The sequence below is a fragment of the Lawsonia intracellularis PHE/MN1-00 genome, assembly GCF_000055945.1.
In the GTDB taxonomy this organism is placed as follows: Bacteria; Desulfobacterota; Desulfovibrionia; order Desulfovibrionales; family Desulfovibrionaceae; genus Bilophila; species Bilophila intracellularis.
Window position 1 is genome coordinate 526,831 of the sequence record NC_008011.1, and the last position, 19,936, is coordinate 546,766.

The 19,936-nt window shown below is 33.7% G+C and carries 17 protein-coding genes, 1 tRNA gene and 1 other RNA gene; 8 read left to right on the forward strand and 11 right to left on the reverse strand.

Translation table 11 applies throughout. The features are described from left to right. Nucleotides 1–178: 178 nt before the first annotated feature. Nucleotides 179–2,017 carry a protein-disulfide reductase DsbD family protein gene (locus LI_RS02380; protein ID WP_011526517.1) on the reverse strand — a complete coding sequence of 613 codons (1,839 nt, stop codon included), beginning with the start codon at nucleotides 2,015–2,017 and terminating at the stop codon, nucleotides 179–181. Nucleotides 2,018–2,105: 88 nt separating this feature from the next. On the opposite strand from LI_RS02380, the gene LI_RS02385 reads away from it, so the two are divergent. Then, nucleotides 2,106–2,181, forward strand: a tRNA-Lys gene (locus tag LI_RS02385). Between the two features lie 136 nt (nucleotides 2,182–2,317). Here the strand turns inward: LI_RS02385 and LI_RS02390 are convergent. Then, nucleotides 2,318–3,508: a glycosyltransferase family 4 protein gene (locus LI_RS02390; RefSeq protein ID WP_011526518.1), complete on the reverse strand. Its 1,191-nt coding sequence runs from the start codon at nucleotides 3,506–3,508 to the stop codon at nucleotides 2,318–2,320. A gap of 145 nt (nucleotides 3,509–3,653) precedes the next feature. Between LI_RS02390 and LI_RS02395 the strand changes: the two genes are divergently transcribed. Continuing rightward, complete coding sequence (locus LI_RS02395) at nucleotides 3,654–4,886, forward strand: LL-diaminopimelate aminotransferase (protein ID WP_011526519.1); 1,233 nt, start codon at nucleotides 3,654–3,656, stop codon at nucleotides 4,884–4,886. A 79-nt stretch (nucleotides 4,887–4,965) separates the two neighbouring features. On the opposite strand, the gene LI_RS07605 is transcribed toward LI_RS02395, so the two are convergent. From LI_RS07605 to LI_RS02405, 3 genes are all read right to left on the reverse strand, one after another. After that, nucleotides 4,966–5,814, reverse strand: a complete 849-nt coding sequence (locus LI_RS07605) for a histidine-type phosphatase (RefSeq protein WP_011526520.1) — start codon at nucleotides 5,812–5,814, stop codon at nucleotides 4,966–4,968. Then, nucleotides 5,736–6,287, reverse strand: coding sequence for a histidine-type phosphatase (locus LI_RS07610; RefSeq protein ID WP_011526521.1), 552 nt, complete (start codon nucleotides 6,285–6,287; stop codon nucleotides 5,736–5,738). Before LI_RS07610 ends, LI_RS07605 begins: the two co-directional genes overlap by 79 nt. A 250-nt stretch (nucleotides 6,288–6,537) precedes the next feature. Continuing rightward, complete coding sequence (locus LI_RS02405; protein WP_011526522.1) at nucleotides 6,538–7,863, reverse strand: histidine-type phosphatase; 1,326 nt, start codon at nucleotides 7,861–7,863, stop codon at nucleotides 6,538–6,540. Between the two features lie 405 nt (nucleotides 7,864–8,268). Here LI_RS02405 and LI_RS02410 point away from each other — a divergent pair, with 405 nt between their 5' ends. The 6 genes from LI_RS02410 (at nucleotide 8,269) to LI_RS02435 (ending at nucleotide 14,940) form a co-directional block, all read left to right on the forward strand. Continuing rightward, nucleotides 8,269–9,525: a hydrogenase small subunit gene (locus tag LI_RS02410; RefSeq protein ID WP_011526523.1), complete on the forward strand. Its 1,257-nt coding sequence runs from the start codon at nucleotides 8,269–8,271 to the stop codon at nucleotides 9,523–9,525. Between the two features lie 14 nt (nucleotides 9,526–9,539). After that, nucleotides 9,540–11,348: a nickel-dependent hydrogenase large subunit gene (locus LI_RS02415; protein WP_011526524.1), complete on the forward strand. Its 1,809-nt coding sequence runs from the start codon at nucleotides 9,540–9,542 to the stop codon at nucleotides 11,346–11,348. A gap of 109 nt (nucleotides 11,349–11,457) precedes the next feature. After that, nucleotides 11,458–12,162 carry a Ni/Fe-hydrogenase, b-type cytochrome subunit gene (cybH, locus tag LI_RS02420; RefSeq protein WP_011526525.1) on the forward strand — a complete coding sequence of 235 codons (705 nt, stop codon included), beginning with the start codon at nucleotides 11,458–11,460 and terminating at the stop codon, nucleotides 12,160–12,162. A gap of 2 nt (nucleotides 12,163–12,164) precedes the next feature. Further along, nucleotides 12,165–12,701: a HyaD/HybD family hydrogenase maturation endopeptidase gene (locus tag LI_RS02425; RefSeq protein WP_011526526.1), complete on the forward strand. Its 537-nt coding sequence runs from the start codon at nucleotides 12,165–12,167 to the stop codon at nucleotides 12,699–12,701. Nucleotides 12,702–13,460: 759 nt separating this feature from the next. Continuing rightward, the gene (locus tag LI_RS02430; RefSeq protein ID WP_011526527.1) at nucleotides 13,461–13,865 is read left to right on the forward strand and encodes a hypothetical protein; all 405 of its coding nucleotides are present in this window, start codon (nucleotides 13,461–13,463) and stop codon (nucleotides 13,863–13,865) included. A gap of 4 nt (nucleotides 13,866–13,869) precedes the next feature. After that, nucleotides 13,870–14,940: a glycosyltransferase family 4 protein gene (locus LI_RS02435; protein WP_011526528.1), complete on the forward strand. Its 1,071-nt coding sequence runs from the start codon at nucleotides 13,870–13,872 to the stop codon at nucleotides 14,938–14,940. 120 nt (nucleotides 14,941–15,060) lie between these two features. Here LI_RS02435 and dtd read toward each other — a convergent pair whose 3' ends face one another. The 6 genes from dtd to LI_RS02465 form a co-directional block, all read right to left on the reverse strand. After that, the gene (gene dtd, locus LI_RS02440; RefSeq protein ID WP_011526529.1) at nucleotides 15,061–15,531 is read right to left on the reverse strand and encodes a D-aminoacyl-tRNA deacylase; all 471 of its coding nucleotides are present in this window, start codon (nucleotides 15,529–15,531) and stop codon (nucleotides 15,061–15,063) included. A 40-nt stretch (nucleotides 15,532–15,571) separates the two neighbouring features. Next, entirely contained in the window at nucleotides 15,572–16,771 is a 1,200-nt protein-coding gene (gene ispD, locus LI_RS02445; protein ID WP_011526530.1) for a 2-C-methyl-D-erythritol 4-phosphate cytidylyltransferase, read from the reverse strand. 57 nt (nucleotides 16,772–16,828) lie between these two features. Continuing rightward, nucleotides 16,829–17,190, reverse strand: an RNA gene (gene rnpB / locus LI_RS07375) — RNase P RNA component class A. 27 nt (nucleotides 17,191–17,217) lie between these two features. After that, a complete protein-coding gene (locus LI_RS02455) occupies nucleotides 17,218–17,982 on the reverse strand; it encodes a zinc ribbon domain-containing protein (RefSeq protein WP_011526532.1) in 765 nt (254 codons plus the stop codon). A gap of 34 nt (nucleotides 17,983–18,016) precedes the next feature. Next, on the reverse strand, nucleotides 18,017–18,814 hold the full coding sequence (locus tag LI_RS02460) for a Nif3-like dinuclear metal center hexameric protein (protein WP_011526533.1): 798 nt from the start codon (nucleotides 18,812–18,814) through the stop codon (nucleotides 18,017–18,019). 122 nt (nucleotides 18,815–18,936) lie between these two features. Beyond that, entirely contained in the window at nucleotides 18,937–19,761 is an 825-nt protein-coding gene (locus LI_RS02465; RefSeq protein ID WP_011526534.1) for a phosphoribosylformylglycinamidine synthase subunit PurQ, read from the reverse strand. Nucleotides 19,762–19,936 lie beyond the last annotated feature (175 nt).

Here is a 19,936-nt window from a genome sequence, read left to right on the forward strand (position 1 = left end):
TATTATAAAATTATTGTTTAATTATTATTAGAAAATAGCTTATTATGACTTTTAAAAAACTTAATAGAAATATAGATTATTAATATATCTTATTGATTCTTTAACTAACCCTATAACAAAATAATAATTTATCCATGTCAAAATCTACTAGTCATTATTTAGATACAGTACTAAAACTCTATTCAGAACTTTTAATAGCTAACTGAAGAGCTTTTTCAAGCTGTTCTGATGTGTATACATCACGAAGGACTAAAGGCTGATTTGCTTTTTCACCAGATGGGAATATGGCTGTCACAGGAATACTTACACTACCTAAAGCTCTTAATAATGCTTCAGCTTCACTATGCTTATTTGTTAAATCGACTTTTATAAGCTTTATACCATACTCATTAACCAACTGTTCAAGAAAAGATGTTGTTAATACTGTTTTTTCAAGTAGTTTACATGTTGGACACCAATCTGCTGTAAACTCTACAAGCATTGGAGTTAAACCAAGTTCTTTCCTAAACTTTGTATCAGAATATGACAGCCAATGTGCTTTTTCAGCAGGATGAAAACTCCACCACACAGACATTGCAATCATACAACTAACTACTACCCCTACAACCACTCTTTGAGTACTAGATACAGAAAGTCCACCCAAAACTCCCCAACACCATACAGCAAAAGCTGCTATTAGAAGAGTTACTATTGCTTGAATTAACATTGTTTCTGGTAAAATAGAAAGTAAATAAATAGTGGTACCTAAAAGGAAAAAGCCTACAAGTTGTTCAAGAGTTCCACACCATGCACCAGGTCTAGGTAAAAATCGAATGGCTTGAGGCTTAAAGGCAAAAATAATGTATGGAAGAGACATACCTAGCCCTGTAGCTAAAAATACAATAAATATTATATAAAATGGCTGTAACACAGCCCAACCTAGAACACCCCCTAACAAAGGACCACTACAAGGAGTTGCAAGCAAGGTTGTCATAACACCTGTAAAATAGGCCTGAATACGTGGAAAACTTGTTGTTTCTATTTTGAAATCAATAATAGGAAGTGTAAAAAAACCAAAGAGAGACAATGCTAAAATAAAAACAATAAGCATTAAACCATAAACAACTGGTACACTTTGAAAAAAGCCACCCCATGCTAATTCAAGAACTTCCACACCTAATGCTAACATAACAAACCAACTGAGAATTCCAGCTGCAAATAATAAATTTTGCTCCCTAACATAACGGAAACAATGCTCTCCTTTATACCCAAGATGAGAAAGAATAAAAGAAAACTTTAGTGTTAAAACAGGAAGCACACATGGCATAATATTTAAAATAAGTCCTGCAAGGAATCCAAAAAGTAGTGCAAGCTCAATACGTGTAGGTTCAAGCCCAGACTGAAAATAACGAGGATGCAAATCCCATGGGAAAAGACTTTCTGCAATATCTGTTGTTTGTTCTGTAGAGTCTATCAAGTGTTCTGATTCTGCTGTATGAACAACAGGATTTGTATATAATAGATATGTATCCTCCCATGGAACTTCATCAATACTAGGTAAAGGGTTAGGAAGTGTAATTGGAATAGTACGATTAACAGGCATACAATGTTTAGAAGAACATAATAATAAAGATAACTGTACTTCTGACTCAGGCGTTAATGCATCTCTCTGCACCTGCAAAAAAATAGGGAATTCGCCACTATAAACTTTCTTTATGCTTATACCAGAAGAAACATCTTCATGGATTTCTCCTTCAGGATAAAAAATTCTACTCTGAAGGATAGTTCCTGATGAATTTTGAAGGACAACTTTTGTTGGAAGTCCTTCTTTTTCATTATGAGTGTATGTATAATAGTTATCATCTACTGTTAATACCATTTTAATAATAACAGTTTCAGGAGAAGTTCCTGTATCAAGAGCATATGCAAATTTTACATCTAATGGTGAATATGTTATGTCTGCTGCTACTGGATGGCTTATCGACAAACAAAAAATAAAGTAAAATAATAGTAGATAAATAATACGATACTGTCGCATACAACCAGTATTCCTTACTATATAATATAAAAAACTTGACTTAACTTTTTACTATCGATAAACAGCTCTTCATACTTACCTGAAATATGGGCCATTAGCTCAATTGGTAGAGCAGCTGACTCTTAATCAGTTGGTTCGGTGTTCAAGTCACCGATGGCCCACCATTTTTTATACAATTCTGAGATACTCATTAATATATTTAATTATGTATAAAAGAAATAGTACACTAATTTTAACTTCTACGCCCTAACCATTATATATAAATATAATTATAAATGGTTGCCTGATGTAAATCAATAACTATCCATAAACTGCATGAAATCTATTAGATAACGCTTTACTATAACTTTCTAAAGTTTCTGATAAAAAAAGTTCACTTGTCTGTGACTTCATTCTATTTGAAGAAATATCTACTAACCATTTACGCCATGAACTATTAACAATAGCTTTTTGTATTACTTTCTTTAATGCTAGTATGTTTCCTGGTTCTACCAGTGCCTCCAAAGGAAGCAAGTCTGGCATTACACCTACATTTGTAGATATAAGAGGCCGTTTACAAGCTATAATTTCTAGTGCAGCTCTTGCTATAGTTTCTGAACTTAGTGAAGCTATTACTCCAAGATCCATTGCCGATAAATAATCAGTAATACTTTGTACATAACCTGTAATTATTACATATGGTTCAATCTTAGCTTCTTTTATCCAAACTTCAACCTCTTCTTTACTTATAGTTGTAGGAAACCCAATAAGTAATAAGCGAATAGATGTATACCCTTCTTGAATCAATAATGCGATAGCATTAATAAGCTCTTTTTGGCCTTTTACCCTATCAAAGCGCCCTAATAAACCAATGACAAAATGATTTGCTGTAAATCCATATTTAGAACGTACTATTCTTCTTCCTAATTCAGAAAAATAAAAACGTTGGTTATCAACACCACCAATAATAGTATCTATTAATGATTCTTTTACATTAAGTAATGACGTAATATGAGAACTCATTTTTGTATTTGTAGTAATTATGGCATCGGTCATACTTCTATAAAGAAGTTTATTAAAAATATTTCTCTTTGGTAAACGTTGATCACCACGAGTTCTTACTAGTGCATAGTTACCTTTCTTTCTTAATATCCCCCATAAAAAAACAGCCTCCCCTCTATGACAGTTTACGATATTTGGCTTGAACACCTTAATTTGTTGATATATACTTTGAATAAGTTTAAAAAAAATAAAAGGACATTTTGTATTTAATGGAAGTGGAATAGGAGAAAGGCCCATTTCAACAGCTTTATAGTGTGTTTCAGTATTATTAAGAGTCAAAACAAGTGTTTTATGTCCAGCTTTTATAAGAAGACGTGATAACTCAAGAGCATACCAGGCTGTTGCATTGAACCATCGAACATTAATAACTTGTATTGTTCTTAAACATTCTGGCGTTGAATAAAATAGTGATTTTGGAGTTGTTATAGCCATAATGTAAAAATATAGCATTATAATAATGCTTCATCAATCTAGATAATATTACCTTAAATGATAAGAAAAAACTATAAAAACAGCTAGTTATAAAATAGATTACAATTGAAAATATACATATTTTTTATTATCTAAAAAATATGAATAAATATAAGGGGCAGTTATGGCTCATACAAATAAACATTATCTTGATTTACCTGGCTCTTATTTTTTTACAGAGATCAACCAACGAGTTAACACATATAAAAAAACACACCCAGAAAAATCAATTATTCGTTTGAGTATTGGTGATGTAACACGTCCTCTTGTCCCTGCAGTTATTAAAGCACTTCATGATGCTACTGATGAAATGGGACAACCTTCTTCTTTTCATGGATATGGTCCAGAACATGGATATGAATTCCTTATAGGCGAAATCATAGCTAATGATTATACGTCTAGAAATGTTCATATTGAAGCAGATGAAATATTTGTAAGTGATGGTACTAAATGTGATATTGCTAACATCCAAGAACTCTTTGACCCCTCTGATACAGTAGCTATTATTGATCCTGTATACCCTGTGTATATTGATTCAAATGTGATGTCTGGAAGACTTGGAAAGCTTATAAATGGTATATGGTCAAAACTCATCTATCTTCCATGTACTATAGAAAATAATTTTATCCCTGAACTTCCAACACAACATCCAGATATCATCTATCTTTGTTATCCTAATAATCCTACAGGAACAGTATTATCAAAGGACCAGCTTACCATTTGGGTAAATTATGCAAAAAAAGAAGGAGCTATTATTCTTTTTGATGCTGCTTACGAGGCGTATATTACAGATCCTACTATTCCACATAGTATCTATGAAATAGATGGAGCTAAAGAAGTTGCTATTGAGTTTCGAAGCTTTTCAAAAACAGCAGGATTTACTGGATTACGTTGTGCTTATACTGTTATACCTAAAGAGCTTAAAGCAAATACAAGAGAAGGTAATGAACAATACCTTAATATGATGTGGAATCGTCGGCAAACTACAAAGTACAATGGATGCTCATATATTGTACAAAAAGCTGCAGCTGCAATCTATACTCCTGAAGGACAAAAACAAATCCAAGAATCTATCCAATACTATATGAAAAATGCCTTAATTATACAAAATGCAATTACACAAATGGGTATTACTGCTGTTGGTGGTATAAATGCTCCATATGTCTGGATAAAAACACCTGACAACCTAAGCTCATGGGATTTCTTTGATCTTCTTTTACAGAATGCTGGAGTTGTAGGAACGCCAGGAGTAGGTTTTGGACCTCATGGTGAGGGATACTTCCGACTCACAGGCTTTGGATCATATGAAGATACCAATAAAGCCATTGAACGTATTCAAAAGGCTCTTTTAATATAAAACAATGTAGAAATTCAATACACTTTAAAAGTTAACTACTCAACCTACACAATAAAAGTAAATGACTATCTTAACTCTGTCATAGAACACGTTTAGATTTCAGAAGAACTTTTTGTTTTGGTAATAAATTTTTATCAACTACGTTATCTATCCAATCTCTGAACTGCTTCTCACTACACTCTAGCTGCTCAGTATTTGTATATGAAGATGACGTATAAGGAATAACTTTTAACTGTTGTTTAAAAAACTTTTGTGGATACCCTACTGGACTTACAATTGCTTCTAACTCCTGGCAAACATAATGAATTTTTACAATGTTACCATTAGGAGTTTCCCATAATGTAAACATCAACATCCCCCCAGGAGGTGTCCCATTTGGAGGATAACCATGTATCTTCCACTGTAAGTTTAATAGCCCTGCAATAGATTGTATATTACCCTCATGCCCTGAAAATATAACTAATTTTGCTTTATTAATATTAGAATCTACATCTGAGCTTGTTAATGCATCAGCAATTGCATTCAATAATAAACTTCCTCTACTTGTAGCCATCTCAGGAAGCCTGTTTACAATATTAGATAACGTATTATAAATAGGGTAAAGCTGTTCTAGTTGTTCATAAGATATGTTCAAATTAGTTTGATTACCCCTTGGCCATTCTCCTTGCATAAATAAAAAACATTCTGTTGCCACAGAAGCAAAATGCAATCCTCCAATAAACTTTAATTTCTTCTTTTTTTTATTAAAAAAAACACTACTAGGAATATCTAAGATAGTACATCCTTCTGGTAATCCATACTTCTTGCAGGTTTCTTTAGGACATGGACCTAAAATATCTACAATGAGTCCTAAAGGTTTTTCAAGTTCTTTCTGTATCTCTTGAACTTCCTTATATTGTTGATAAAATTCTTGAAAGACTTTAGACATATCAACAGGATAATCTCCTGTTTCTGTTGAATTAAAAAGAGGATCCTTATTCTTAGAGTCAAAAAAAAATACTTAAGGCCGCATCCTGGTGCAAGACCATTTAAAATAGCAACAGCTGTTGCCTGTGTTCTCTCAGCAGTATTAGCACGAACATATATTAGCTCAGGATTAGGACATATATCTTGAGGAAGTAACTCATTTAACCAAGGGTCTTCGCGTAATGCTTCCCATAAATTACTAATAAGAATACTTCCTCTAGAAGTAAGATAACCATTATTTACAGGCCAATATGGCCACTCTTTTTGTGTCCACTCATCTAACTCACTATTTGGAACTATTGGAGAACGAAGTCCATGTCGAGATAGGACAACCATCTTGATTAACCTTTCTTGATCTTGCTCTTTTGCTGCTATTGGCTGAAACGTACCTAAAATTAACCCTACTAGTAAGAGAAATAAAGAAAAGTTATACATTATTACCCCAAAAAATAACTATATATTATTTTAAACTTCATTGTGTTTATAAAGATAATATGATTTTTCATTATATTGACCATTTTTTTATCATAACACTCATTAACTAATTATAAATTAGCTAAGGGAGTACCAAACCTTTAGCGATTACAAGATATAAATATAACTTTAAGAGTATAATAAACTTAAAAAGTATATCCTAATTTATTTCTACTAAGATATACTTCTTCAGTTACCTCTAGATATTACATTAATATAAAGTACGTTTTGATATTAATGGTCTAGTTTCTTTTATTATACAGTCTTTCTTAACTAAACGATAAACCCATTCTTTAAATTGTTTTTCACTGTATTCAAAAGGTTCTTTATTGACTTTTTTAGACGTTGTTGGAGAAACAGAGTACAACTGCTGCTTATAAATTTTTTGTGGATATATAGAAGGTGTTGTTACTGTTTCTAAGGACTGACAAATATAATGTGCTTTCACTATATTCCCATTAGGTGTTTCCCATAAAGTAAAAACAAGCATACCTCCAGGAGGAGTTGCGCCAGAAGGATACCCAGGAATATCCCAATCTACAGACAGTATACCAGCAATATTAGCAATATTAGTATCATGGCCAACAAATATGACTAACTTTGCTTTATTAACGTCAGAATCAGTATCTGAGTTAGTTAGAGCATCTGTTATTGTTTTAAGTATTCCACTTGCTTTAACTGTAGCCATTTCTGGTATCCGATGTATTGCATTAAATATTTTTGTTTGAAGAGGAAAAACTTTCTTAACTATATCTTGAGAAACATTAATACCACTTAAATTACCTTTAGGCCATTCTCCTAGTTCAAGAAAAAAGAGTGCAGCAGATAAAGCAGAAATACCTAATCCCCCTGTTAGATGTACCCCATTGTGTTTATTCAAAATAATTGTATCAGGAATATCAAGAACACTACACTCAGAAGATAATCCATACTTTTTACACGTAGCTTCAGGACAATATCCTAATACATCTGCAACTATCTTCAAAGGCTCTTCCAAATCTTTCCGTAATGTCTGGACTCCCCCATATTGTTGATTAAATTCTTGAATAACTTTGGTAAAATCCAAAGAACAACATCCAGTCTCCAAAGGAGTGAACAAAGGATCCCCTTCTGTAGTATCTAGTACTCTGTATTGAAAATCACAGCCTGAGGCAAAACCATTTAAAATTGCTATAGCTGTAGCTTGAGTACGCTCCATAGTATCAGATCTAACATAAATTGACTGAGGATCAGGACATATATTACGTGGAAACAATTCTTTCATCCAAGGGTCTTCATGTAACCCCTCCCATAATATACTAATAAGAACACTTCCACGCTGAGTGAGATAACCATCTTTTACAGGCCAATATGGCCATTGTTTTTCTGACCATTCTTCTAAAAATTCATGCGTCTCTACAGGAGGACGAAATCCATGTCTTGAAAGAATAACCATTTTTATTAGTCGTTCTTCTGCCTTTACCTCTTCAGCTATAGAAAAAAATACTATAAAAAATGTTGCTATTAACCATATAATAAAATTAACTCTATTATACATAAAAATCCTTTAGTAAGTCTAAGGCTAACTACTATTTTTTAACTTCAATATAGTTTTCAAAAAACAAAAATTTTATAGTCTATTTAGTAAGATATAAGTTAAATAAGGTTCCTTTTTAATTTATAAAAAGCATAATCTATCCTATAAATAAAAAAAACATTTTCTTATTAACTAAAACTAAAATATCTTAAAAAATATCATTGTTATTATATAATGTTACTAAGTAACATGAATAGATTGCAATATATATTAAATACATTCTTATAGACATAAAGAAGAGAAGTGTTATTATGAACAAGATAAATATTGACTTTTTCTTATTGCCCACACTAACATGGAATGGTATAAAGTAAACATAATATGCTGTAATTATGTAAAATTATTAACTAAACAAAGGATAGCTTCATGAACTACCCACCGGAAACTCAATATGAAGCATTGGAAAAACGAGGTGTTAGTCGTCGTGACTTTCTAAAATTTTGTTCCTTTGCAGCCGTTTATTTAGGCCTTGGCCCAACAGGACACCTAGACATAGCAAATGCAATGGAAAATAAACCTCGTCTTCCTGTTGTTTGGATAAACGGGTTATCATGTAGTTGTTGTACAGAATCTTTTATACGCTCAGCGCACCCTCTTGCTTCTGATATTGTCTTATCTATGATTTCATTAGACTATCAGGATACAATTATGGCTGCAGCAGGACATCAAGCCGCAGAAGTTTTTGAAGAAACAATCACAGAATATAAGGGTCGCTATATCCTTGCTGTTGAAGGAAATGCTCCTCTAGCTGACCAGGGTATGGCATGTTTTCAAGAAGGAAGACCTTTTCTTGAAACCCTCAAACGTGGTGCAGAAGGAGCAAGTGCTGTTATTTGTTGGGGAACTTGTGCCTCATGGGGATGTGTACAAGCTGCTCATCCTAATCCTACCCGTGCAACACCTGTACCTAAACTTATCCATGATAAACCTATTATCCGTATTCCAGGTTGTCCACCTATTCCTGAAGTAATGAGTAATGTTGTTGCATATATTCTTACCTATGAGAGACTTCCTGAACTTGACTCTCAAAAAAGACCAGCCATGTTTTACGGTAAAACCGTACATGATCAATGTGTTCGAAGAGCTCATTTTGATGCAGGTCAATTTGTAGAATCATGGGATGATCCTGCAGCTTCTCTTGGTTATTGCCTTTATAAAATGGGATGTAAAGGTCCAACAACGTATAATGCATGTCCTGTTACTCGATGGAATGATGGTGTGTCATATCCTATTGAATCTGGGCATGGCTGTATTGGCTGCTCTGAGAATGACTTTTGGGATAGAGGCTCATTCTATGATAGGATAACCACTATTCCACAATTTGGGACAAATACTACTGCAAATACAGTAGGGTTAGCTGCTGTTGGTGCTGTTGGTGCAGCTGCAGCAACACATGCTGCTATTAGCACTGCCGTACATTTAAAACGCAAAGCTAATGCAAAAGTTGAAGAAGAAAATGCTCAACCTCATACTTGCTGTCACTCTCATCAGTCAACAGATAATACAACTGCTCACACCTGTTGTAGTAACTCTGCTGATGAAAAAACACAAAATACTACAGCCTGCTGTCATAGTAAAAATGTAATGAACTCAGGTAATTCTAACGAAACTACTGATAGTTAATAAAGGATTCAACTATGAGCTATCAATATAGCACTCAAGGATATGAAGTAACTGACGCAGGAAAACGTATTGTTGTTGATCCTATTACACGGATTGAAGGACACTTACGTTGTGAAGTTAATATTAACTCATCAGGAATAATTACAAATGCTGTTTCATCAGGAACTCTTTTTAGAGGGCTTGAAATTATTCTTAAAAATCGTGATCCTAGAGACGCTTGGGCCTTTGCAGAACGTATTTGTGGTGTTTGCACAGGAACTCATGCTCTAACCTCTATATATGCAGTAGAAAATGCTTTACAAATTGAAGTTCCAGCAAATGCAAACTTTATCCGCAATATGATGCAATTAGCACTATGGTGTCATGATCATATTGTACATTTTTATCAACTTGCAGGACTTGATTGGATTGATGTCGTTTCTGCAGCAAAAGGTGATCCTAAAAAAGCTTCTGAACTAGCTCAAAGTATCTCTTCTTGGCCAATGTCTTCTCCAGGTTATTTTGCTGACATCAAAAAACGTCTTGTAGATATTATTGGCTCTGGTCAATTAGGTATTTTCAAAAATGGGTATTGGGGTCACCCTGCTTACAAACTTCCACCAGAAGCAAATTTAATGCTTGTGGCACATTATATCGAAGCACTCAACATGCAAAAGGAAGTTGTAAAAATCCACACTATTTTTGGTGGTAAAAACCCTCATCCTAACTGGATTGTAGGTGGTATGCCTTTAGCTCTAAACTTAGATGCAAAAGGTGGTGCTGACGTTATAAATATGGAAAGATTGGAGTATGTCCAGCGTATTATCAATATTTGTAAAGACTTTACTTCAAAAGTACTTATGCCTGATACTATAGCACTTGGGAAATTTTATCCTGAATGGTTGTCTATTGGTAAGGGTATATCTCATCTATCTATACTTTCTTATGGTGGATTCCCAACAATTAGCAATGACTTTTCAAATGACAGCTTACTTGTTCCTAATGGAGCTATTATCAATGGTAACTTCAATGAAGTTCATCCTGTAGATCTTTTTGCAGAAGATGAAGTTCGAGAAGAAGTTAGTCATTCATGGTATCGTTATCCTAATGATATAACATCACTACATCCATTTGAAGGAGAAACCATTCCAGAATTTTCTGTTGGACCTAATACAAAAGGAACAGAAACTGATATTAAAGAACTGGATGAACGTGCACGCTATTCTTGGATAAAAACACCTCGTTGGAAAGGGCATATGATGGAAGTTGGCCCTCTACCTAGAGTGCTTATTGCATATTATATGAAGAGAGAAGAAACAGTCACAGCTGTTGATGAGATATGTCGGCAACTTAATGTTCCTGTCACACATATGTGTTCAACACTTGGACGTATTATTGCTCGTAGTCATGAAGCAGTATGGGCTGCTGAAAAACTTCAATACTTTTTTGATCGCCTTATAGCTAATACAAAGGCTGGTGATTTAACTGTAGCCAATACTACAAAATGGGAACCTAGTACATGGCCTAAAGAAGCTAAAGGCGCAGGTTTTACTGAAGCACCTCGTGGAGCTTTAGGGCATTGGGTTGTTATAAAAGACACAAAAATTGATCGCTATCAATGTGTAGTCCCTACTACTTGGAATGCTGCACCTCGAAGTGATAGTGAACAATTAGGTCCTTATGAAGCAGCACTAATGGATACACATCTTGCTGAACCAGAAAAACCTCTTGAGCTATTACGTACTATCCATAGCTTTGACCCTTGTCTAGCTTGTGCAACACATATTATTGGACCAGATGGAAATGAGGTACTAAGTGTCCAATGTAATACAGCTGGATGTTGATAATAACAGTAGTATCCTGAATCATAGATAAAAAAGGTAGTAGTAAGATATTAAAAAGCCACCTGTTTAATCACTATATAAACTTGGCTTAACATAGGTAGGATGTATTATGGAAGAAACTCCACCACCACAAAAAGCTAAATATATTATTGAACTACCTGTTAGAATCTGGCACTGGAGTATTGTTATCTGTATTGCTACACTGATTCTTACAGGATACTATATTGGATATCCCTGGCACTCTATAGATGGACACCCAACCTATCTCTTTCTTATGGGATATATGAGAATAGTACATTTTAGCGCAGGCTTTATACTTGCTATTGGTATATTTTTACGTCTTATTTATGCATTCTTTGGTAATAACTATTCAAAACAAATTTTTGTTATTCCTATATGGCAAAAATCATGGTGGCATGGCCTCATAGGAGATTTTAGATGGTATTTATTTATAGATAAAACTCCACATGTCCACTACGACCATAACCCATTAGCTCAAGTAGGAATGTTTGGCTGTATTTTTCTTATTTTCTTCATGACATTCACTGGAATGGGAATGTTTATAATGAGTTCTGACAATCCATGGCTTGTCCATACATTTCATTGGGTTCTTGATGTTGCATACTGGGTTGGTGGGAATGGTATAGATCTCCATAACTGGCATAGACTTGGAATGCTCTTTATTATTGCATTTATCATTATCCACTTGTACATGGTAATACGTGAAGAAATAATGGGTAATACAACACTAGTTAGTGCTATGTTTAATGGATTTAAACTAGTTCGACTTATAAAACAACCCAAAAAGAATTAAGTATGGAATCTATTATTGTTCTTGGATTAGGTAACATTCTATATGGAGATGAAGGTTTTGGTGTACGAGTAGCTGAACAGCTTTATACTCGTTATGATTTCCCTGATAATATAGAAATCATTGATGCAGGCACGCGAGGTCAAGCATTATTACAATATGTTGAAAAAGCAGATAGATTACTTATCCTTGATGCAGTAGATTTTAATATGCCACCAGGAAAAATTATTTTTAAAGATAACAATGAAATTCCCTCTTACCTTACAGCTCATAAAATGAGCTTACACCAAACAAGCTTTTCTGAGATTATTGGGTTAGCCAGCCTACAAAAACTATTACCTAAGGAAATGGTTTTACTAGGTGTCCAACCAATATCTTTAGAGTATGGAACCTCTTTAACTCCAGATGTTTTTCATCTATTGGATAAAGCTGTTGAACTTGCATTGAACCAACTATTAAAATGGAATATTACGCCACAACCAGCAGTAACAAAAAAAGTATTCCAAGCAGCAGGAATTTCTTTATCAAATTTTAATTTATAACTATTGTTATATCACAATGTAATTACGTTTGTTTTTTATTTTTTAATTGATACTTCTTGTTTTAATATGAATTAATAATAGGAGGTTATCAATAGTTTATTATAGCTGACTTTATATTACATATATTTATGTAACTATACGTAAAAAATATATACTTTACTATTACTATATTGGAATAATATGACTATAGCACTATTTTATAATAAGCTATAAGATAGTTACAGACTATAAAAAATACAACAACTATTTTTTTCATCAATCAATTATCTTAAAAAAAGAAAGATAGCTCTTATAATATATGATATAACTATACGTAATAAAAAGATAATAAAAGATTATATACAAAAAAATAACAGTTATTTCCAATTTACAAGAACAAATAATAATAATAATAATAATAACAACAATAAATCTCTAACAAATATACAATATATTTTTTACACGGGTATAATAAAATATTTCTTATAAATGCTATAGTAAAATTACTAAAATAGTGTATTTAAAGGGTAACAAAAAAATAAATATACAATGCTATATGATAGTCAGTAATATTATTTGATTATGGTTTGGTTAATAAAAAATATATACAAAATATAATATCCAAAAAACAACAACCTTGTTCTAAAAGTAAAGGTTAATTCTTTCATAAGAAAATCACTAGCTAACTAAAACCATATTGTTTGGATTTTTATTGTGATAAACAATAGCCCTTATAATATAATTGAAATATTAACAAACTTTAGTATCCTTATGGAGGATATGAACTTTTCTAATGAACTAAATATACTTAAGATTAACAAATTTTGTTTTAGAAAACGTAAGAAGGCATACCAACATATGCAAGCTATTGCTGTTAGCTTATGGCGTCTTGCATTACAAAACTCTTTCCCTTCAGAATATGAAATTATTTTTGGAGCATATCTCTGTAAAAAAAACTCTCATATTCCAATAAATAAACAAGGTATACTAGATCCATACTTTCAAAAAGTCCTACAATCTTATATTGAAATTCTTAATACTCATGGTGATAGCGATTTCACAGAAGTTAGCTCTCACCTTATTAATATGTTACAACTTTCCAAAGTAAACAATGACGCAATAAAACTAAAATTAGCCCTCACAATTAGAACTATGTATAATGATATCTTTAAAAAACTTATTTAGCTCTATGCAAATTCTTACTATAACTTCTTCTACCAATAGGAGTGGTGGTACTCGTCAAGCAATATATCAAACTCAAGAATTTGCAAAGCGTGGGTATAATGCAAGGCTCTGCTTACCCCATGACTCAACTTTTTGGGAGTTACCAAAAAAAGAACAAAATCCTCTTTGGATTGCATTACCTGAAAATCATTCAAAACAAAAAATTTTTATAGAAAAATTATTATCTGAAACAAGCCCTACAGTTATTCATGCATTCCATAATAAAGCTATTAAACGTATTGCATGGTGGGGACTTTCATGGAAATATAAAAATGTAACATGTGTTGCACACCGAGGTGTCATTTATCGACCTAAAAACCCTCTGCCATACCTATCCCCTGCAATAAAAGCTTTTATACCTAATTCTAAAGCATGTGCTAAGGCACTCCGATGGCATTGTCCTCGTAAAAAAATCTATATTGTACCTAACGGGTTACCAGCCGAACGTTTCACTCCAACAATATCTCAAGAGGAAGCTCTCAAGCATATTGGAATTTCTTATATTCCTAAATTTTTATTTGGCTTTGTTGGAAATAACAAACCACAAAAAGGTTTCGACATATTATTAGAAGCGTTTTCAAAAGCACATATAGCTGATGCACACCTCTTAACCATGGGTGTAAAAGAAGAATACTGGCGTCCTCTATGCGAACAATTTCATATTGCAGAACAAGTACACTTTCTTGACCATGTAGAACATATTTCTAACTACTTACAACTCTGTGATGCTTTTATTGTTCCATCCCGAGCAATGGAATCTTCACCTAATACTCTTATTGAAGCAATGTCTATGGGACTTCCTATAATAGCTACAAATGCAGGAGGGATTCCTGAACTAGTTAAAGGGAATGGAATTATTGTTCCTGTAGCCGATGCAAAAAGTATGGCCAATGCATTAGCTCATATGCTCTCTAATCCTGCACAAAGGGAAGAATGGTCTAAACAAAGCCGTCTATTAAGTCAACAATATTCAATAACTACACGTTGTGATACACTAGAAGGGATTTATCATAAGATAGGAGCATGGTCTAACTAACTATTGCAATAAAAATAATTAACATAATAAAAAATAAAAATTCTAAAAAATCTACAAACCTACTAATAAGGTATTCTTCTAACTCTCACTAATAAGAATATACTTATAAAAATCATATAACTATGATGTATACTCTTCTGAGTCTATTAAAATAGTTACAGGTCCCCAGTTTTCAAAATATACGTCCATGTCTGCTCCAAAAACACCCTTTTGAACTTTTCCTGGTAAACGTATACACAGTTGTTCATAAAATGTTATAAAAAACTGTTTGGCAACCTTTCCTGATGCAGCTAAATGAAAAGATGGCCTTCTTCCTTTATGGCAATCTCCATATAGAGTAAACTGAGGTACTAATAGTAACTCCCCATTGATATCTTCAAGTGAATGAGCAAATTTCCCTTCTTTATTTGGAAATATTCGAAGTGTTGCAAGCTTTTCTACAAATAATAAACAAATATTATTATTAGGTAATGAACACTCATCAACAAGACCAAAACCAATTAGAACAACAAGACCTACTCCTATTTCTGTAGTGAGGTTACTATCAATATACAATCGACTGTGATGAACACGTTGAATAACTAATCTCATATTTCTATGAATTAAAATGTTATTATCTAGTTGTAACTTATTATGATATTCGAATAGCTGTTACAATAACAATGGCTTTAATTCCTTTACATTCTCCTGTAAAACCTAAACCTTCTTCTGTAGTGGCCTTTATATTTACATTTGCTAGATCAAGATCTAATAATCTTGAAAGATTACTTCTAATAGCTTCACGATATTGACTAATCTTAGGAAGTTGAGCAACTATTGTTGCATCCATATGGACAATCTTTATAGAAGATTCCAATACTTTTGTTAGCACATGATCAAGCAAAATAGCTGAATTTATTCCATCGTAACGCTTATCAGAGTCAGGAAAATGAAGGCCAATATCTCCGCCTCCAATACAGCCAAGCAATGCATCCATAAGTGCATGTAGTAATACATCTCCATCAGAGTGTGCAACAACGTTTGGTGCATTGGGAATAGATATTCCCCCCAATCTCATAGAACGAATTGGCTGATTTATTTGATCTTCAGTTACATATTTATGAACATCATAGCCATACCCTACTATAGGAACTGTAGTTTTTGGTTGTTCGACCATATATAATAAATCCTGAGGGAAACTTATTTTCCTATTTTCTATTTCACCATTAATAACTTGTACAGTATGCCCACACAACTCAAGAAGTGATGCATCATCTGTGACAGTCCACTTTTCTAATGTAGCCCTATTATGCCCTTCAACAATTGTTTTTAAATGAAAACCTTGTGGTGTTTGTACAGCAATAAGTTGTTCCCTAGGTCGTGTAACTATAACTTCTCCTTGAATAACCTGTTTAATTGTATCTGTAACAGATATACCTGGAACTACTCCAACTGCTCCAGCTTCTAATACTTCAATAACATTATTAATCAACTTTGGAGAGATAAAAGGTCTAGCTGCATCATGAATAAGGACATGAGAGCAGTTTTTTGGGAGAGTGTTCAATGCATTTTTAACTGAGTCCTGACGCAATTTCCCGCCAGAAATAACTATATATGGAAGTCTTAAATCATACTGAGCTGCTAATCTATCAACAACTTTTTCTTCATTATCTTTTACTTCTGAAGGAAAGACCAACACAACACCACGGATTCTTGCACAATGCATAAACTGCAGCACAGATTGCCAGTAAAGAGGTATGCCTTTCCATACAAAAAATTGTTTTGCTATACCTATTGTACTTAATAACCGACTACCCTGTCCTGCTGCTAAAATTAAAGCCCAAGTCTCCATTTTACACTCTCAAATATGAGTCTATAATCTATCTGACTATTATGAAGAAAACTATAATAAAGGAGTCAAGCTATAAGCCGGGTTCTGTACCCTAATGGGCGACTGTCATTCATCTAGGAATATAGTTACCTATATTCTCAAGCAACCTACCCAGGAACATTGGCCGGGTCAGCCTGTTCCCCTATTTGGTCTTGCTTCAAACGGGGCTTGCCTAGCTCGCTATATCACTATAACGACTGGTAGACTCTTACTCCACCGTTTCACCCTTACCACTATTATTAATAATGGCGGTTTACTTTCTGTTGCGCTTGCCGAAGATCACTCTTCCTGGGTGTTACCCAGCGTTTTACCCTATGAAGCCCGGACTTTCCTCTCCATAAATCCATAAAAGGATATGCAGCGACAGTCCACTTGACTCCTAATACATAAGCCCTCAATAATATATATTAACTCTCTATTTCTTCAACAGGCTCCTGCTTAATCTCTTCTTCACTAAAATGCTTACTCCAATAAATTAGGCGCTGGCAATTAGGACAATTAATAATCTTGTGTCCTCCTTGTAGTTCAATGTATGTTTGAGGAGGAACAACAATATGACATCCACCACAAACACCATCTGTGACAGGAACTATCACAGGATGTGATAAACGACGTCGAATAAATTCGTAGCGCTCAAGTATAGGACGAGGAATATCACTTGTAGTCGTTGAACGTGAACTTTCTAGCTCTGCTAAACGATTCTTTGCATCCTTTAAATATTCATCAAGACCTGCTTTCTTAAGTTCAAGTTCTTCTTTTATTGCCGTCCATAAAGACTCTATTTCTGCAAGAGTGGTTTCTTGAAGTTGCTTTTCTTCAAGTAATGTATTGCGTTCTTCTTCACGAGTACGATTAAGACGCTCCATATTATCCATTTCTCGTGCCATAGCTTGGTATTCACGAGAGTTTGAAACCTGCATTAATTTGCCTTTACTTCTCTTTATACGTCCCTCATCATCTTCAATTTCATGATGAATACGCTTTTCCCTTTCTTTAAGATGTTCTAGTTTTTCTATAACAAGAGTACGCTGGCTATCTACTGATTCAAACTTAGCAGCAAGTGTTTCTAATTCTTTGGGTGCTTGTATAAGCTCTTCTTCTACAATATAAATAGCATCATCTACATGTTGAAGCGATACAAGTTGACATATTTGGTTTATATACAGACTCACAAATTTCTCCTAACGGCTGTCTTAATCTAACTCTCTAATTTTCTTTTATACAAAAAGAACGTAATGGATCTTGAGTTGGTACAAATACCACAGTTACATCTAAAAGAACACTCTGTAAATATTGAGAAAAACGACGCATCATTTCTTCCTCAAGACAGAAATGTCCAACATCTAAAACAGGTAAAGAAAACTCTAACGCTTGATGGTACTTCACATCTCCAGTAATCAAAATATCAGCCTTCTGTCTAGCTGCTTCAGCAGCATACTCTGCTCCAGCTCCAGGACAAAAAGCTACTCTATATATTTGTCTTGGAAGTTCACCTATCAATCTTGGTACAGCTTCACCTATCAATGGATATATACGTTGACAAAAATTTTCAACAGGTACAGGTGAAGAAAAATGACCAATACGACCAAAACCATATTGAGACGACACCCCATTAGTCGTATGAATAGATTCAAGCACACTACATTCATGTAACTCTAATACTTCAGCAAGCCATGAGGCAGGACCGTAAAGATTTGCATCAAGAGATGTATGTGCTGAATATAGCAAAATATTTTTAGATAACAATAACTTTAACACACTATAATAATTATCAATAATAGTTGGGAATCGAGGCCTCAACCCTAATGGATGGTGTGATAAAATCATGTTTGCTCCTAACTCAGATGCTTTATAAACCGATTCTGGAGTTGGATCTAAGCATACAGCAAGACAAAAAATTTCATCTTGACTTGAAGCAACTTGTACACCTGAGTTATCCCATGTAGCAGCAACTGATAATGGAGCCACCTCTTCTATTATATTAATAATATTATTATAGTTCATTTACTATAACACCACTTATAACTACCTTAATACTAATATATATATATACTACCAAAAAGCTAAGGGGTCTACTTTAAAAATATCAATATGTAAATCAACTATCAAAAAAAAATAAAATATTATTATTTATCAATAGTTCTGCAAAAATCTACAGCATTTTGAAATATTATTGTTCCTAATATAGTTTGTTCTCCTCGTGGCCAGCCTGGATGATTTGTTCTATGATGAAAAGCCTCAGGATGTGGCATAAGACCAAAAATTCTTCCTGAAGTATCTGTAAGCCCTGCAATAGCAAATGGGGAGCCATTTGGATTATAAGGATACTCTTGTGTAGCCTCACCTGTAGTAGGGTCAGCATACTGAAGAACAATATGCTGCCCATCAATAAGCTGTTGTAGAATGCTAGGCTCCCTAACAATACATTTACCCTCACCATGTCTTACAGGCATAGAAAGCAAATTCTTTTCACTCAAACCACGAGTAAACACACATGGACTATCTTGATTTACTCTTAAAGAAACCCACCGATCTTCAAAACGTGCAGAATCATTATGACTAAGTGATACTTGGCGATCAAACAACTTTCCATCAAGAGATGGTAACATACCCAACTTAACTAATAATTGAAAACCGTTACATATACCAAGAACAAGACCACCTTTTGCTATAAAATTTTTTAAGCTTGTAAGTAATGAAACACCATTTTTATCAGATAGATATCGCCAACGTTGTGCAGCAGCTTGAGCAGCACCAAGGTCATCACCATCTAAAAAACCGCCAGGAAAAACTAACAGTTGATAACTATCAAGAAAAACTTCAGCTGCAACAACTTCTGAAAAATGTTTAATATCAACATAATCTGCACCAGCAAGCCTTATTGCATGTGCGGTTTCATTATGAGAGTTCGTTCCATATCCAGTAATTACTAAAGCATTAACCTGTGCCATGTAGTATCCATAGATGTAAGTAGATTTTAGTATAATAATTAATTTTATGTCGATGAAAAATTTCAGTCAATGGCTGTCTTTTTATAAACAATCATAGTATTATTTCTGTCGAAGGAAAGTTTGTAAGCTAAACTCTTGAAAATTAGGGTACAGAATTATAAGAAATTAGCTATCT

Excerpts from the sequence above, each read along its gene's own strand:
- LI_RS02405 (WP_011526522.1), bottom strand. The coding sequence starts at position 7,863 with ATGTATAATAGAGTTAATTTTATTATATGGTTAATAGCAACATTTTTT.
- cybH (WP_011526525.1), top strand. The coding sequence starts at position 11,458 with ATGGAAGAAACTCCACCACCACAAAAAGCTAAATATATTATTGAACTA.
- LI_RS02380 (WP_011526517.1), bottom strand. The coding sequence starts at position 2,017 with ATGCGACAGTATCGTATTATTTATCTACTATTATTTTACTTTATTTTT.
- LI_RS02410 (WP_011526523.1), top strand. The coding sequence starts at position 8,269 with ATGAACTACCCACCGGAAACTCAATATGAAGCATTGGAAAAACGAGGT.
- LI_RS02430 (WP_011526527.1), top strand. The coding sequence starts at position 13,461 with ATGAACTTTTCTAATGAACTAAATATACTTAAGATTAACAAATTTTGT.
- dtd (WP_011526529.1), bottom strand. The coding sequence starts at position 15,531 with ATGAGATTAGTTATTCAACGTGTTCATCACAGTCGATTGTATATTGAT.
- LI_RS02390 (WP_011526518.1), bottom strand. The coding sequence starts at position 3,508 with ATGCTATATTTTTACATTATGGCTATAACAACTCCAAAATCACTATTT.
- LI_RS07605 (WP_011526520.1), bottom strand. The coding sequence starts at position 5,814 with ATGTCTAAAGTCTTTCAAGAATTTTATCAACAATATAAGGAAGTTCAA.
- LI_RS02460 (WP_011526533.1), bottom strand. The coding sequence starts at position 18,814 with ATGAACTATAATAATATTATTAATATAATAGAAGAGGTGGCTCCATTA.
- ispD (WP_011526530.1), bottom strand. The coding sequence starts at position 16,771 with ATGGAGACTTGGGCTTTAATTTTAGCAGCAGGACAGGGTAGTCGGTTA.
- LI_RS02465 (WP_011526534.1), bottom strand. The coding sequence starts at position 19,761 with ATGGCACAGGTTAATGCTTTAGTAATTACTGGATATGGAACGAACTCT.
- LI_RS02435 (WP_011526528.1), top strand. The coding sequence starts at position 13,870 with ATGCAAATTCTTACTATAACTTCTTCTACCAATAGGAGTGGTGGTACT.
- LI_RS02415 (WP_011526524.1), top strand. The coding sequence starts at position 9,540 with ATGAGCTATCAATATAGCACTCAAGGATATGAAGTAACTGACGCAGGA.
- LI_RS07610 (WP_011526521.1), bottom strand. The coding sequence starts at position 6,287 with ATGTATAACTTTTCTTTATTTCTCTTACTAGTAGGGTTAATTTTAGGT.
- LI_RS02395 (WP_011526519.1), top strand. The coding sequence starts at position 3,654 with ATGGCTCATACAAATAAACATTATCTTGATTTACCTGGCTCTTATTTT.
- LI_RS02425 (WP_011526526.1), top strand. The coding sequence starts at position 12,165 with ATGGAATCTATTATTGTTCTTGGATTAGGTAACATTCTATATGGAGAT.